General features: G+C 64.1%; 11 protein-coding genes. 1 reads left to right on the top strand and 10 read right to left on the bottom strand.

The window, feature by feature from the left end; genetic code table 11:
* Positions 1-26: 26 nt before the first annotated feature.
* Positions 27-4,217 carry an autotransporter outer membrane beta-barrel domain-containing protein gene (locus JLC71_RS03020; protein ID WP_200917205.1) on the bottom strand — a complete coding sequence of 1,397 codons (4,191 nt, stop codon included), beginning with the start codon at positions 4,215-4,217 and terminating at the stop codon, positions 27-29.
* Positions 4,218-4,721: 504 nt separating this feature from the next.
* On the opposite strand from JLC71_RS03020, the gene JLC71_RS03015 reads away from it, so the two are divergent.
* Positions 4,722-5,672, top strand: coding sequence for an EAL domain-containing protein (locus JLC71_RS03015; RefSeq protein ID WP_200917204.1), 951 nt, complete (start codon positions 4,722-4,724; stop codon positions 5,670-5,672).
* 244 nt (positions 5,673-5,916) lie between these two features.
* Here the strand turns inward: JLC71_RS03015 and JLC71_RS03010 are convergent, their stop codons facing one another.
* The 9 genes from JLC71_RS03010 to JLC71_RS02970 all read right to left on the bottom strand — a co-directional run bounded on the left by JLC71_RS03010 (position 5,917) and on the right by JLC71_RS02970 (position 14,211).
* Positions 5,917-6,315: a TonB-dependent receptor domain-containing protein gene (locus tag JLC71_RS03010; RefSeq protein WP_200917203.1), complete on the bottom strand. Its 399-nt coding sequence runs from the start codon at positions 6,313-6,315 to the stop codon at positions 5,917-5,919.
* A 586-nt stretch (positions 6,316-6,901) separates the two neighbouring features.
* Positions 6,902-8,134 carry a phosphoglycerate kinase gene (locus tag JLC71_RS03005; RefSeq protein WP_200917202.1) on the bottom strand — a complete coding sequence of 411 codons (1,233 nt, stop codon included), beginning with the start codon at positions 8,132-8,134 and terminating at the stop codon, positions 6,902-6,904.
* A gap of 98 nt (positions 8,135-8,232) precedes the next feature.
* On the bottom strand, positions 8,233-8,691 hold the full coding sequence (locus tag JLC71_RS03000) for a Csu type fimbrial protein (RefSeq protein ID WP_200917201.1): 459 nt from the start codon (positions 8,689-8,691) through the stop codon (positions 8,233-8,235).
* Positions 8,675-10,969 carry a fimbria/pilus outer membrane usher protein gene (locus JLC71_RS02995; RefSeq protein WP_200917200.1) on the bottom strand — a complete coding sequence of 765 codons (2,295 nt, stop codon included), beginning with the start codon at positions 10,967-10,969 and terminating at the stop codon, positions 8,675-8,677. The genes JLC71_RS03000 and JLC71_RS02995 overlap by 17 nt, the downstream gene beginning before the upstream one ends.
* Complete coding sequence (locus JLC71_RS02990; RefSeq protein WP_200917199.1) at positions 10,969-11,691, bottom strand: fimbrial biogenesis chaperone; 723 nt, start codon at positions 11,689-11,691, stop codon at positions 10,969-10,971. Before JLC71_RS02990 ends, JLC71_RS02995 begins: the two co-directional genes overlap by 1 nt.
* Positions 11,688-12,158, bottom strand: a complete 471-nt coding sequence (locus JLC71_RS02985; RefSeq protein WP_200917198.1) for a Csu type fimbrial protein — start codon at positions 12,156-12,158, stop codon at positions 11,688-11,690. Before JLC71_RS02985 ends, JLC71_RS02990 begins: the two co-directional genes overlap by 4 nt.
* Before the next feature lie 122 nt (positions 12,159-12,280).
* Positions 12,281-12,724, bottom strand: a complete 444-nt coding sequence (locus JLC71_RS02980; RefSeq protein WP_200917197.1) for a spore coat protein U domain-containing protein — start codon at positions 12,722-12,724, stop codon at positions 12,281-12,283.
* The gene (locus JLC71_RS02975) at positions 12,724-12,939 is read right to left on the bottom strand and encodes a hypothetical protein (protein WP_200917196.1); all 216 of its coding nucleotides are present in this window, start codon (positions 12,937-12,939) and stop codon (positions 12,724-12,726) included. Before JLC71_RS02975 ends, JLC71_RS02980 begins: the two co-directional genes overlap by 1 nt.
* Before the next feature lie 12 nt (positions 12,940-12,951).
* Positions 12,952-14,211: a D-amino acid dehydrogenase gene (locus JLC71_RS02970; protein WP_200917195.1), complete on the bottom strand. Its 1,260-nt coding sequence runs from the start codon at positions 14,209-14,211 to the stop codon at positions 12,952-12,954.
* Positions 14,212-14,231 lie beyond the last annotated feature (20 nt).

Below are 14,231 nucleotides of genomic sequence, written 5' to 3'. Positions count from 1 at the left end.
CGGACCGGATCAGCCTGGTTTGCGCGTCAGAATCGGATCTTTGCCTCGATCATCGCCTCGTAGCTGCTTCCGTCGCCATCCAGTGACTGCTGGTAACCGAGCGTTCCGCTCAGCGTGGCGTCCTTGCTGGCCTCATGGTCGAAGCCGACGTTGAGCTCTCCCCAGGTGCCACCCATGTCGGCGGTGAACGGAACGGCGCCGTCGCGCGACGACAACGCGGTCGTAGCTCTGCCCTTGAACTCATGCCAGAGGCTCGGCCTGATCCAGCCATTGGAACGATAGACCTTGCCGTTGTCGTCCACGCGGAACCAGTCGCGATGCAGGCGCACACCGACGCGCCCGGTGAGCGAATCGGCCTGGTCGAAACGGACATCGGCGGCAGCATCGTGGGCGTCATCGAGCCGGACGCGTGAATAGATCAGTTGCGCTTGCGGTTCGATATAGCGCGTCTTGTGCTCGTCCGGCTGGTAGGGGTAGCCGACCTCCAGCGATGCCGTCACGCCCCGCCCCCGGGTCTCGAGTGCCGCCATGTCGGTTGGCTGCGCCTCGACCAGGTAGCGGTTGAACTGCAGCACCCCGTCGAGATAACCGCCCGCTGGCCAGAAATGGGTCCAGTACCCGCCCAGCCCCCAGGCACGCAGCCGGTTGTCACCCGCGTGGCGGCCGTCGTCATGGGTCACGCGGCCTTCGATCTTGCCCAGATTGGCCGAAACACCAGCCTGATCGGTGCTGCCATCGGCGGCGTCGCCCCTGTACAGATCGAGGCCGAGCTGCATGGCTCGCACGGTATAGTCTTCTTCCGCCGCACCATACCGGTCGTCACCGCGCTGATAGATCAGCCGCCCCCAGCCCAGCGACGGTTCATAGCGCTCCCGATCCTCAGGCGGCAGCGGATCGACCGAGCGGCGGCGCTCCTCGCCCACCCGTTCGTGCAGCGTGTCGACCAGCATCCGGCCGTAACGCAGCGCCAGTGCCGGAATGCCGCTGTAGAGCGAGGTCTCCGGACGATAATTCGGCACTTGCGGCGGTGTCGGCACCTCGCCACCCGCGTCCTTGCTTTCGTTGATCGGAGCGGGCACATCGACAGCATCCTTGGTCGAACGCAGATACCAGGCCTCGCCATTGCTGGCGTCGAGACTGGCACGGTGCAGGGTGTACTCGTACGGACCAGCCTTGACCTGAGCGAGCAGCCGGAATGCCTGCGCCTCGGTTGCACCGCCATTGATGGCGTCAACCACCATGATGCCGTTGCCGGTCGTCAGCGCACCGGCGCCGCCGGCGTTGCTGATCCGCAGATTGCTGCCGCCACTGGCCTTGCCGCCGTCGATCACCAGCCGGTCCGATGGCGAGCCGTCGCCGTACAGGTAGGTGTTCAGCGCGAGGGTGCCATTGTCACCGTGGTAATCGTTGACGGTCAGGTGCTTGTATTGGCCGCCCTGCGGCTTGCTGAAGTCGATCAGGCTGCCACTGTTGCTCAAGGTGCTGAGATTGGAATTACCGGTGAGCTTCCAGATGCTGGTATCGCGCAGCGTGACCGTGGACCTACTGCTCGCTGCGGTGTTCGCCGAGCCAGTGACCACCGAGCCCGCCAGATCAACCTTAGCCCGCCCCACGCTGTCGAACGACTGGCCGACGCCCTGCCATTGGCCGGTGCCCATGTCGGGAATCGCGGTACCCGCACTTGCCAGCGAACGGTCCACATACAGCCATTGGCCGCTGCCGCCGACGATCGCATTCTGCAGCGCGACATCCCCGACCCCGGCCACGGCAACGGTCGCGCCATCGCGGTTGCTCAGCACTGCGTTCTCGAGATTGGCCGTGCCCTTGAGTGCATCGGTACCTTGCACATACAGTGCGGCGGCCTGCTCCCCCCTCGCGGTGACGACGACATCGCGACCGTCAACCGTACCGCCCTGCTTGGCCACCACGCCGTGCGCGAGGTTGCCGCTGGTGGCCACACCGACCACGTCGAGCCCGATGGTCGCCGTATTGTTGGCCACAGCGCCCAGTGCGCCGATGCCGGTCGTCGAAACCACCGTATTGCTGGCGCTGAGTGCCGCCCCGGACTCCGCCTGCAGGCCGTGCGATTGCAGGCCGTGGGTACGAATGGTGGTGTCGGCCAGATTCAAGACGGCGGTGCCCTGCTGATAACGCCGGCTGGTGAGCGCGCCGGCGGCATGGTCGCCCAGTGTTTCCACGCTGACGTTGTTCGCGTCGAGGCGCACCTGCCCGGGCTTGATCGAGCCGATGCCGGCATAGAGGCCGATCGAATGCGCTCCCTCGGTCTTCACCGCAAGGTCGCTCAGCACCATGCTGCCGCCATCGTCGACCGCCGCGCCATAGGCTTGTGTACCCAGGGTCAGGACGCTGGTGCCGCTGGCGATCAACAATGCACCCGGGTTGCGCGAGGCCAGGGCGTGCGGGAAGGTCATGTTGGACTGCACCGGCGAGCCGCTGCCGGTGGTCGTGACCGAGCCGCCGTTGAGGGTGACGGTCGACGCATCGTTGGCCACCACGCCCATCGCATTGTCGTTGCCGTGCGTGGTCACGGTGACGTTGTTGGCGGTCACGGTGGCATGGCCGGCGCCGATCCCGGTCGAGTAATTGCCATCGGTGGTGATCGAGCCGCTATTGATCGCAACCTCGGCGCCATTGGACACCTGCAGGCCGTGGCTGGATTTTTGCGTGGTGTGTACGTCGCTCTTGTCCAGCATCAGGCGGGAGCCAGTGCCTTCGACCAGCACGCCCGGCGCAAAGGGGCCGACCGCGCCGGCGACCGCAGTGGTCGTAATGCGGCTGTTGTCGACCTTACCGCTAGCGCCACCGGTGATATTGAGCCCGATAGCGCGGTTGCCGCCAACGCTGATGTCCGAGTCGCTTACCTCGGCCTGCGAGCCGGCGCCTTCCACCGACACACCGTGGCCATATTGGCCTTCTGCGGTCAGCGTGCTGTGGTCGATGACGACACGACCACCATCGAGGGCACGCGCGGCGGCAGCAGGATTGGCGACGCTGCCCGCGCCACTGACATCCACCACGCTGTCGTCCAGCATGACGCTACTACCGGCGCCTTCGGCGCGAACGCCGCCGACGTTAACCCCGCTAGCGTTCACCGCTAGCCCCGAGCCAACGATCTGGCCGGCGCCGGTCGCGTGCAGTGCCGCGGTGGTCGTCGTACTGGTTGCACCGCTGCTCACGTCGATGGCGCTGTCGGTCAGCGTGATTCTGGCGCCGTCCTCGGCACGCGCTGCACTGGCACTGGTCCCGCCGATCAGCAAGGACACATCGTCCGCTGCAATGATGGTGCCTACACCGGTTGCCAGCAGGCCGTGGCTCAGACTCAGCGCTTTCTCGCCATCGACGGGTGACGCAGTCGAGACGGCTGCACCGCTGGTCCGCACCTCGGTGCCACTCAGCGCGATGGTCGCGCCATTGCGCGCCCAAACCCCGACCGAACCCTTGCCAGTGGTGCCGATGGCACCGCCATCGATGTCGACCTCCGCGCCATCGGCCAATACGCCGTGACCATTGCCGCCAGCCGTATTGACGGTAGCGTCAATCAGCTCGGCGCGGCCACCGGCGTCAACACGCATGCCGTACGCCGAACCGCCGCTGGTGGTGACCGTGATGTCGCGGCCATGCAGCTGGCTGTCGGCCCCGGTCACACGCACGCCGTGACTGCCGCCGGTAGCGGCGCTGCGCGCACCGGTAGTGGTCATGGTGGCGCCATTGCTCAAGAAGGCCGAACCGCCATCCTCGACCAGGATACCGACTGCACCCCACGACGACGTGCCGACCGAACCACCACGCATATCCAGCTCGGATCCCGGTCCGGTAATGACCACGCCGCGATTGTTGTTACCTTTGGCCCCTCCCCCTACCACCACACTGGTATCGGTCAATGTCACCGTACCGCCGGTCTCAACCTTCACACCAGTCATGTCGTTGGCGGTGAAAACAGCACCAGCAGCGGTCTTGGGCTCTAGCATCACGGTGCTACCGCTCGCAGCGATATGGCCGCCGTCCATGGCGTGAAAGCCAAGCTGATCCTTGGCCTGAGCTGCGTTGAGCGCACTGCTTTCGACTCGCCCAGTATCGAACTGGATGTTTTCGCCAGCGCCGGCTGCTAGACCGGTGGTCCCTGTCGCACCAAGCTTGACGGTTTCACCGCTGCGTGTGCCGCTGCTGTCTATGCCCACGCCGCCCGCGGTTGCCACCGTGGTATCAGCATCAGCGTCCCCAATGCCGCACCCGACCAGCCCTGCAAACAACCAGGTAGCCATACGTACCGGGAGGCTGCGACACTTGATCCCCGTTTTCGGGGTCGAACGGTAGTCGAGGTTTGCCATGATGCTGCTCCTGCGTTTGCGTATTTGAACGCCTTGCAGTGTGCGCATCGATGCCAATGTCGTATGTCAGGAAACTCTGAAGCTCAGGTAGTTAAACTATGAATCAAAAAAAGGACGGCACGAATAAGTAGCGCCACCAGAAATCGACAACACCAGAACCAGGGCATTCGCGGCGATCGGGTCAAACATCGAAAGGCATGTCCTATGTAACGCCCCGTCGGAATCGACCGTTTCCGTACCCAATGCAGGGGAAATCCGAAGCTGGCGTAGGCACTTGATTACACAGGCCGCTTCTTGATCCTTCTCAAGTTTTTCTGCGTCCTGGCGACGTCTACTCGGCATATTCCAGTTTCATGTACCGAGGAGACGGCGATGACCACACAGGCATCCGGACCTTGCCGGTCCGCCCCCGAAGCGGCCCTGTATTCCCAGGCAATCCTGCGGCATGCCATCGAGACCAAACAGTTCGAACCCTGGTTTCAGCCGCAGTTTTCCATCGACGGCCGAACGCTACTCGGCGTTGAAGTGCTGGCCCGCTGGCACCACCCGGAGCGGGGTATCGTTGCGCCAGCGCACTTCATCGATCAAATCGAGAACGGGCCGCATATCGAAGCGTTCAATGCGCTGCTGCTGGGGCGTGCACTGATCGAGCAAGTTTGCTGGGCCGACGCCGGCCACGTCGTGCCGATCTCGTTCAACCTGCCCGGCACGCTGTTGCAGCAGCCCGGCACCGCCGATGCATTACGATCCGTCGTCGAGGCACATGCCGGCGACCCGGCCCGGGTCACGCTGGAAATCACCGAAACCACCCGAACCGCGACGCTCGACCACTACGTCGCCGGGGTCGCCGCGTTGAAGTCGGCCGGTTTCCGGACCTCGCTCGACGATTTCGGCTGCGGCTATGCCTCGGTCAGCAATCTGGTGGCCGCACCATTCGACGAAATGAAACTCGACCGCTCGCTCGTACACGATGCCCTGCGTCATCCGAAACTCATGGCGGCCTTGCGCACCATTCTCGACTTCGCCCGCGAGGTCGGCATTTGCGTCATTGCCGAAGGTGTCGAGGACCAGGACGATCTGATCCCGCTACGCCAGTTCGGCTGCGAACGTGTACAAGGCTATCTGTACGGCCCCCCGGTCCAAGCCAACCAGTTCAGCACCCTGGTCCATGAACACCACACGTCCCGGTCACGACGATCATTCACCCACACACGCCAGCCCGGGATGCGGTACGCCCATATTCCATCGCTCCATGATTTAAGACGGATCGACGGGTCACGTACCCAGTCGGCGCTGCGGGTCTTCGGGATGAATGGAGCTTGAAGCGCACCGGCAGACTTCACCAACGCTGCGTCGGTGCAGCATCGCCCGGCGCTAAATGCCTTACCGTTATCAGCTCGGATAATCGGCAGAGAGACTGCGCCAGACCTGCTACCGATCCGGTTGCCTCATCAAGGGCTGGGGCAAATGGTGCGCCTGCCGTTCTGGGACCCAGCCCCGACGGACCGAGCGGTCGAATCCAAGCAAATTGCCGGCTTCACGGTCGGTGAGCCGGCAATCGCTACACTCAGAGGTCGAACGACGCCTGCATGAAGTAGGTCCGTGGCTGGCCGACGTACTTGCCGTAGTTGTTGTCGGTCGAGCGGGTGTAGTACTCGCGGTCGAACAGGTTCTTGATGCCGGCGGCGAGCTTCATGTTGTAGAACTGCGGCCCGAATGCGTATTCGCCGCGCACGTTCCACGTCGCGTAGCCGGCGATGTCGCCGTAGCGGCCGTCCGGCGTTTCGCTGGTGATGTAGTTCGGACCGGCGCCCGATGAGTGCTGCTTCGACTGCGCGAAGCCGTCGACGTTGAACATCCATTGCGCGCGCTGGTAGCGCGCGCCGAGCGTGGCGACATTGCGCGAGTAGAACGGCAGGTCCTTGCCGGCGAAGGCGCCCTGCTCCGACGTCGCCCTGGTGTACACATAGGTCGCGTAAGCGGTCAGTCCCTTCAGGGCGTCGTCGATATTGGCCAGATCGTAGTGGAGCGCGGTTTCGGGTACAGACAGCTGTTGGTCGCGGCAAACACGCCCTGTGGCGCACTGACGAATGGAACACCTCGATCCGTTTGCCGGTCAGCGCCGGCTCGGCGCGGCCGCCGCGGATTTCCCACAGGCCGTGCTTGCCGCCGATGATCAGCGTGCCATCGGCCAGCTGCAGCAGCGCTTTCGCCTCGACCCGCTCGGGCGCGTAGTCGGACAGCCAGCGGCTCGATACATCGATCTTTTTCAGTTCCAGCGTCTTGCTGTGCGAGATCAGCAAGGCGGTGACGCAGATCGCCAGAAATGGCAGCGCCAGGATCACACCGGCCCACATATGCCAGCGCCGCCAGCGCGACGGCATGCCCGTATCGCTCATCTTGCCCACCCGGACTCGGAACAGGCGGAATATCAAATGAATTCCATTCTCACTCTCCCGATTCCTTACAGACGGTTACCGAACGTCCCCTCTGCACGGCGGACGAAAAAAAACCGCAGCCTAAGCTGCGGTTTCTGGCGAAGCGAAGAACGCTTACTTGTCGCTCAGCGCCACGACGCCCGGCAGTGCCTTGCCTTCGAGGAACTCGAGCGAAGCGCCGCCGCCGGTCGACACGTGCGAGACCTTGTCTTCCAGACCGGCCTTTTCGACCGCCGCGACCGAGTCGCCACCGCCGACGACGGTGATCGCGCCGTTGGCTGTCGCCTCACTCAGCGCATGCGCCACGGCGAAGGTGCCTTGTGCGCTCTCGTCGATCTCGAACACGCCCATCGGGCCGTTCCACAGCACGGTCTTGGCCGACTTGATGATCTCGGCGAAACGCTTGCGCGATGCTTCACCGATGTCGACGCCTTCCTGATCGGCCGGGATCGCGGTCGAATCGACCTGGACCAGACCGTCGAGCGTGCGGGCATCGAAGTCCAGATGCTTGGTGATCATGGTGTCCGACGGCAGTTCGAGCTTGTCGCCGGCGGCTTCCATCAGTTCGCGCGCCAGTTCGACACGATCGTTCTCGCACAGCGAATTGCCGATCTCGAGGCCCTTGGCCTTGAGGAAGGTGAACGCCATGCCGCCGCCGATGATCAGCTTGTCGACCTTGGGCAGCAAGGCCTGGATCACGTCGATCTTGCCCGAGATCTTCGAGCCGCCGATGATCGCCACGAACGGACGCACCGGACGATCGACCGCGTCGCCGAGGAATTCGAGTTCCTTCTTCAGCAGGTAACCGGCCGCGCGCGGCAGGTTGACGCCGACGACCGACGAATGCGCGCGGTGCGCGGTGCCGAAGGCGTCGTTGACGAACACGTCGCCAAGCTTGGAGAGCGAAGCGCGGAACGCTTCGACTGCGGCCGGATCGGCCTTGACGCTGTTGCCCTCAAGATCCTTGGCCTTGCCTTCTTCCTCGATGTGGAAGCGCACGTTCTCGAGCAGCGCGACATCGCCAGCCTTGAGCTGGGCCACGGCGGCCTCGACTTCAGGGCCGACGCAGTCATTGAGGAAGTGCACCGGCTTGCCGAGCAGCTCGGCCAGACGGGTGGCCACCGGCGCCAGCGTGTACTTTTCGACGCGCGCACCGTTCGGGCGGCCGAGGTGGCTCATCAGCACAACCGACGCGCCTTGCTCGAGCGCGTAGCGGATTGTCGGCAGCGCGGCGCGGATGCGCTTGTCGCTCTCGACCACGCCGTTTTTGACCGGGACGTTGAAGTCGACACGAATCAGGACGCGCTTGCCGGCGAGGGCCAAGTCTTCGATGAACAGCTTGGTCATGCTTTAGCTCCATTGAGTGGATTGGAAATCGACTGCGATTCTACCGCTTCCGGCTGACGTAGTTCCGGAAGCGGACGACTACATTGCGGCCGCGCAATTCACGGTAGCAAGGTCACCGGCACGGTATCGGCATAATCCCCCACCGGCACCTGCTGGCTGCCGTAGAGCAGCGCAGTGGCGTTCGCCAGCGTGGTCGCGCCGCCGCCGCTGTTTGTGCCGGTAATCGTCTGGCTGCCTGAACTCCCGTCGCCGAAGATCGCCGAGCAACTCACGTTGTTGGTTCCGACACAGAGCTGGTATTTCAGCTGCTCGGTGCCGCCCACCCTGACCATATAGCGGTCGGTGATGCTGCCGCTGTGCGCGCCGGGACCGGCCTGCAGCGTGTATGAGGTCGCGGTGTCGCAAACCACCGCAATATAGAAGTTCTGGATGCTGGTCGTCGTCAGTTCGGGGTTGTACTGCCCGAACGACGGGTCCTGCCCCGAGCCGATCGAGCAGCCCGCGCTGGCCAGCCGCGCCATGAACAACAGCGCCAGGATACTAATCGTTCGGAACATTGCTTTCTCCTGCACAGCGCACCGGCGCCAGTTGCTGAACGGCTTCGTTGCCGGCCGGCAGCACCAGCGTGCCCTGGCAGCGGACGGCTTGCGCGTCGGTGACGACAAAACGGTACTCGCCGGCGGCAAGGTCGTCGATATAGAAACTGCCGTCGAGTACGGTCTCGAGCTTGCGCGTGCCCTCGGGCAAGGCCAGCCGGACCACGGCATTGGCCATTGGTGCGCCCTGCTCGTCGAGCAACTGCCCGGCCCAGGCGCGGATCGGCGTCGCCGCAAACCGGATGACGTGGCCGGCGTTGTACGCGGGCTGGACGTCACGGCGCAACTGCGGCACGTCGTAGTCGAGCGGGATATCGTTCTGCACCAGTGCGATCTGCTGGGTGTTGTAGCTCGACAGATCCGGCAGCACCACGCGACCGTCAGCGCCGGTCCGGCCGATCATCTGGCCGTTCTGCGTGACCCCTACGCCGGCCAGCGGGAACTCGGCAATCGCGAAGCTCTGGTTCACCTGGCGCGACAGCTCGACCGCGCCATCGGCATACAGCAGCGAGCCGGCCCAGCTCGCCCGCCAGGCGGTTTCCAGCCCTTCACTGCGCGACGCGCTCAGCGACAGCTGCCCCGGCGCGAAACGGCCATCGACCGAACCGTCGACCTCGTCACCGCTATCGCCGTGCTCCGCATTGATCCGATAGCCCCAGCCTTCGCCGAACGGCGTCGAGCGTGCCAGCGCCAGCGTGCTCTGCCAGTTGCCGTCGTTGCTGCGCTGGCTGCTGGCCGACGCGCTGCTCCGGCTGTCGAAGAACCACGACAGGTTGATATAGCCACCGAGCGTACTGCGATCGCCGGTGTCGGTGACGTTGAGGTTCATCGACAGCGACACCGATCGCAGCGGCGCCACCGAATAGCCGAGCCGCCACTGGTTCTGCGTCGGCAGCGCGCCGCCGAGCTGGCGCGACCAGTCGAGGCTCCAGTTGCCCCACACCGGCGCCCCCCAGCTGGCACCGGCGCCACCGCTCCAGCGCGGCGGCGCAAAGCTGGTGTCGGCGGCGACGTAGCCCGGTTCGATGTGCTGGGCGAAGCCGCGCAGGCTCCAGCTGCGGTCGTCGAAGCGGTACGCCAGGTATTGCGCCTCGCCTTCGTTACCATCGTCGTGTCGTGCCCACGAGAACGCGCCCGACAGCACGCCGGCGCGGCCGAGCCGCATCGTCAGCAAGCCACCGACCGAGTCGTAATCCGGATTGCCTTCGGCGCGCGCGCCGACGGTCAGCGCATCGCTCACACCGTAGCGGTGATACAGCGAATACGCGAGGCCGCCGTAATTGTCGAAACCTTCGGGCTGGCGCCAGACGCCGGCGTTGTAGTTGAAATCGTTGAGCCCGGCCTTGAGCAGGCTGTCATCGAAGTAATACGGCACACTGATCGTCTGGCGGTTGCCGTATTCGTCGCGCAGCACGATCTGCACGTTCTGCAGCCCGGCGAAGTAGCGCAGGTCCTGGAACTGGTACAGCCCCGGATTCAGCTTGTCGGTGCGGATGCGCTCGCCATTGAGGTAGACCTCGGCCGTCGACGGCGTCGTCACCGGCACCCTCGCCGACATCGACGGCGAACTGTCGAAATCCTGCTGCATCGAGAACACGCGTGAATAGCCGATCCCGGCCAGTTGCGGTGCGCTGCCGAGCGTGCCGGTCACCGGCGACAGATCGCCGAGCGTCAGCCGCGCCATGCTGTCCGGCCAGTCGTAGCTCGCGGTGGTGCTGACGCGCTGCCAGCGCTCGTCACGACCGGACGATTGATAGTTCTGGTCGCTGCGCAAATTCCAGCCGCCGGCAGCCACATTGACCAGCGGCGCAAAGCCGTAACCGTCGCTGCCGTCCGGGTTGCGAAAGGTCGAGGCGCTGTAGTTGAGATAGCCGGAAACGCCGCCACGCCAGACCTCGGCCGGCCGCGACACACCGTAGAGCGAAATCGTCTGCTCGCCAATCTGCTCGGGCGCCACGGTCAGCGACACGGCGAGCTGATCCGGGTCGTAGTGGCTACGGATGTCCTTGAGCGACGCCAGTTGCAGATAGCGGACGCCGTCGAACTCGGCCGACTGGCCGTCGAGCTTCAGCCCGAGCTGGCGCACGTCGTCGCTGGCGAGCCAGACCTGCCCGTCCGCCAGCCAGGCGCGCTGCGCGCCACGGTCGACATCGTTGACGCGCACGGCGACCAGAATGGCCTCGGCACAGGCCGTGCCGGCCAGCAACACGAGCACCAGCCCCCACCAAAAACGCAACATCAGGCTTTGCAGTCGGTCGGTTTCAAAGCCAACGGCAAGGCCAGCGTCTTTTGATCGAATGTCAGCGTCAGCACCGGCTTCTCCTGCTTGCACAGCGCCTCGGGCAGCTTGAGGCCGTAACGGCGCGCAACGCCCGGCAGCAAATACCACGCGTCGAAATGATCGACCGCGCTGCCGTCGGAGAACTTGGCCTGCTTGATCTTGAGCGTCGTGTTGCCGTCGTTCTCGATCCTGACATCGAGCCGGCCCTTGGCGACTGTCGGCGTGACCTTGGCCGACGGCGCCGGCTGCAGCGGCTGGACAAACACCGGTATGCCGAAGCTCACCAGCATCGCCACCTGCCCCTGCCGGGACGCGCCGGCTTCAGGCTGCTCGCTCACGTAGAGCCGGAACGCCTGTTCCTTTTCGCCACGCGCGGCCTTTGGCCCGAGCCGGATCACCTTGCTGCCCTTGGGGGGCAGTTCGAGCTGGCGCGGGAAATACACCAGCGCATCGGATGGCGTGTATTGATCCTTGCCGGCCGTATCCTGCTGCCAGGCCTTCAGCGACACCGCCACCCGCAGCATGGCGTCGCTGTTATTGGTTACCGTGATCGCGTTGGCGCGATCTTGTGGCGTGAAGTCGATGCGGACCGGCGACACGCCGAAGCCGGTCGCATGGGCGGCGCTTGCCGAAAACAACAGGCCGGCAACGCCGGCACTGATCAAGGTTTTAAAGGTCACGGAGCCAGATCGAGAGTCATAATCACCGTGTCATTGTAATCACCAATCTTGGCATCCTGATAGTCGGTGCCTTTCACGCCGGCGGTCAGCAACACCGGGATCGGCGTGCTCGACCCGGTGCCGGCCCCGGTCGTGTTGTCCGCGGTCAGCGTATAGCCGATCAAATCGGTATCCGTAGCGCCCTTCATCTGGCGTTTGCTGCTGCCATCCGGATTTAGGCCGTTATCGAGCGCCACGGTGTAATTCACGCCATTGGTGCACCAGAAGCTGGTGCCGGCGGACTTGCTCTGATCACCGCCGCCCGGGGTCAGCGTGCCGAAGTCGATCACGACGTCGTTGGCATCGACGAACTGGCATGTCCCCTCAACCTTTGCCTTGACCTGCACGTTCTTGTCGGCCGCATATGCACCGCCCGCAGCCATCGCCAGCATGGTGGCGCCAATAACCCAGCAGATTCCCTTTTTCATTATTTTCTCCCGTTGTTTCCGAACCGAAAACGAATTGATTCGACAGGAGCAAGATTACCCAAACGGGATAATCAACTTATGTATCAAATTACCGGGGCAATACGGTAAAACCCACGCACCCATCAGGGGGAGACGGTCAGTACCACGTTGTCGTTGTAACTGCCGATCGGGCTGTCGACATAGGCCGTCGCGTCAACGCTCGCGGTCAGCGTCAGCGTAATCGGCGTCAGCTCGCCCTGACCGGTGCCCCCCATCGGATCCGCACTCAGGGCATAGGGAATATAGGCGTCGTTATCGCCGCGCATGCGCCGTTGCGACCCGTTCGGATTTCGGCCCAGATCCATCGTCACCGTATAATTCGTTCCGCTGCTGCACGTGAACGCCACCGGCTGTGACACCTGCCGCTGCCCTTGGCCGGGAACCAGCGAACCGAAATCCAGGACCACATCGTCGGCATTGCTGAACTTGCAGCTCCCCACTACCGACGCGGTCACCGGCATGCCGCGGGTATCCGCATGTGCGAACCCGCCCTGCAACAGCAAGAAAACAGTCATCCAGTATTTCATCAGTACTCCACCAGCACGCGGCGCGACTGCAATCCGCTCAACCCGTCGACTTCGAACTGCGTCCTGACCATCGCCGAACAGCCTTGCGATGCGGAATCAGCGTCCACCGGCTTGCAAGCGGGGGCCTGCACCTGCGCGCGGAGCCTGACCGGCTTCGCGGCCAAGGCCTGTGCCACCATCATCAAACCGATCACGATGCCAAGGCAGGCACGCATCAGAACAGATCCTTACAAAAATGGAAAATCGACCTCCGGCTTGCGGCCGGACATCAGCTCGGCAATCGCATGAGCGGAGCCGCACGCCTCGGTCCAGCCCAGCGTGCCGTGACCGGTGTTCAGGTACAGATTGCCGATCCGGCTGCGGCCAATATACGGCAGATTACCCGGCGTCGCCGGCCGCAGCCCACACCAGAACTCGGCGTCGTCGTAACCGGCGATCTGCGGGAAGATTTCGCTGGTTCGCGCAATCAGCGCCTTGCAGCGCACCTCGTTCAGCTCGAGATTGTAGCCGTTGAACTCGGCCGTGCCGGCCACGCGCAAGCGGTCGCCCAGGCGCGAGAACACCAGCTTATAGCCATCGTCGGTCAGGCTTACCGTTGGCGCAAGATCGGTATCGACCAGCGGAATCGTCGCCGAATAGCCCTTGGCCGGATAGATATCCAGCGTGATGCCGACCTGGCGCAGCAGCAGCGGGCTATAGCTGCCCAAACAGACCAGATACGCATCGGCGGCCAGCGTTTCGGCCATCACCTCGCCATCATCGTCGTATTCAATATCGACCCCGGCGATCTGCCCGCCGGCCTGCCGCAGCCGGACGATCCGCGTCTGGTAGCGGAACACCACGCCGCGGCTCGCGGCCAGTTCGGCAAGTTCCTGGGTGAACTTGCAGGCGTCGCCCGACTCATCGGTAGCCGTATAAGTACCACCTACGATGGGCAAATGACTGTTCGCCAACGCCGGTTCGATCGCCAGACACTCGGCCGCGCTCTTCACCTCACGATCGAGGCCTATTTCGCGCATCGCCGCCGCCGCCGGAATCGCCGCGCTGAAGTCGGCGTCATCGGTGTAGTAATGCAAAATGCCGCGCGAGAGTTCGTCGTAATGCAGGCCGGTATCGGCACGTACTTGCTGCAGTTGCGCCCGACTGTAAAGGCCGAGGCGGACCAGATTCTGCAGATTGCTGCGCGCCCGCGCCGGCGTACATTCCTGCAGGAAGCGCAGCCCCCAGCGCCACTGCGCCGGGTCCATCTTCAAGCGGAACAGCAGCGGCGCGTCTTCCTCGCCGAGCCACTGCAGGGTTTTCCACGGCGCCTTCGGGTTGGCCCACGGTTCGGCATGGCACACCGAAATCTGCCCACCGTTGGCGTAACTGGTCTCAAGCCCTGCCTCGGGCTCGCGATCAATCACCGTGACCTCATGGCCGGCCTGTGCCAGAAACCACGCCGACGTTACCCCGACTACCCCTGCGCCCAGCACGATCACCCGCATGCGACTCTCCTCCCCCCGGC

The sequence above is a fragment of the Jeongeupia sp. HS-3 genome (assembly GCF_015140455.1).
Classification (GTDB): Bacteria; Pseudomonadota; Gammaproteobacteria; order Burkholderiales; family Chitinibacteraceae; genus Jeongeupia.
This window is presented reverse-complemented; position numbering and strand designations above follow the sequence as displayed.

Excerpts from the sequence above, each read along its gene's own strand:
- JLC71_RS02985 (WP_200917198.1), bottom strand. The coding sequence starts at position 12,158 with ATGAAAAAGGGAATCTGCTGGGTTATTGGCGCCACCATGCTGGCGATG.
- JLC71_RS03015 (WP_200917204.1), top strand. The coding sequence starts at position 4,722 with ATGACCACACAGGCATCCGGACCTTGCCGGTCCGCCCCCGAAGCGGCC.
- JLC71_RS03005 (WP_200917202.1), bottom strand. The coding sequence starts at position 8,134 with ATGACCAAGCTGTTCATCGAAGACTTGGCCCTCGCCGGCAAGCGCGTC.
- JLC71_RS02970 (WP_200917195.1), bottom strand. The coding sequence starts at position 14,211 with ATGCGGGTGATCGTGCTGGGCGCAGGGGTAGTCGGGGTAACGTCGGCG.
- JLC71_RS02995 (WP_200917200.1), bottom strand. The coding sequence starts at position 10,969 with ATGTTGCGTTTTTGGTGGGGGCTGGTGCTCGTGTTGCTGGCCGGCACG.
- JLC71_RS03000 (WP_200917201.1), bottom strand. The coding sequence starts at position 8,691 with ATGTTCCGAACGATTAGTATCCTGGCGCTGTTGTTCATGGCGCGGCTG.
- JLC71_RS02975 (WP_200917196.1), bottom strand. The coding sequence starts at position 12,939 with ATGCGTGCCTGCCTTGGCATCGTGATCGGTTTGATGATGGTGGCACAG.
- JLC71_RS02980 (WP_200917197.1), bottom strand. The coding sequence starts at position 12,724 with ATGAAATACTGGATGACTGTTTTCTTGCTGTTGCAGGGCGGGTTCGCA.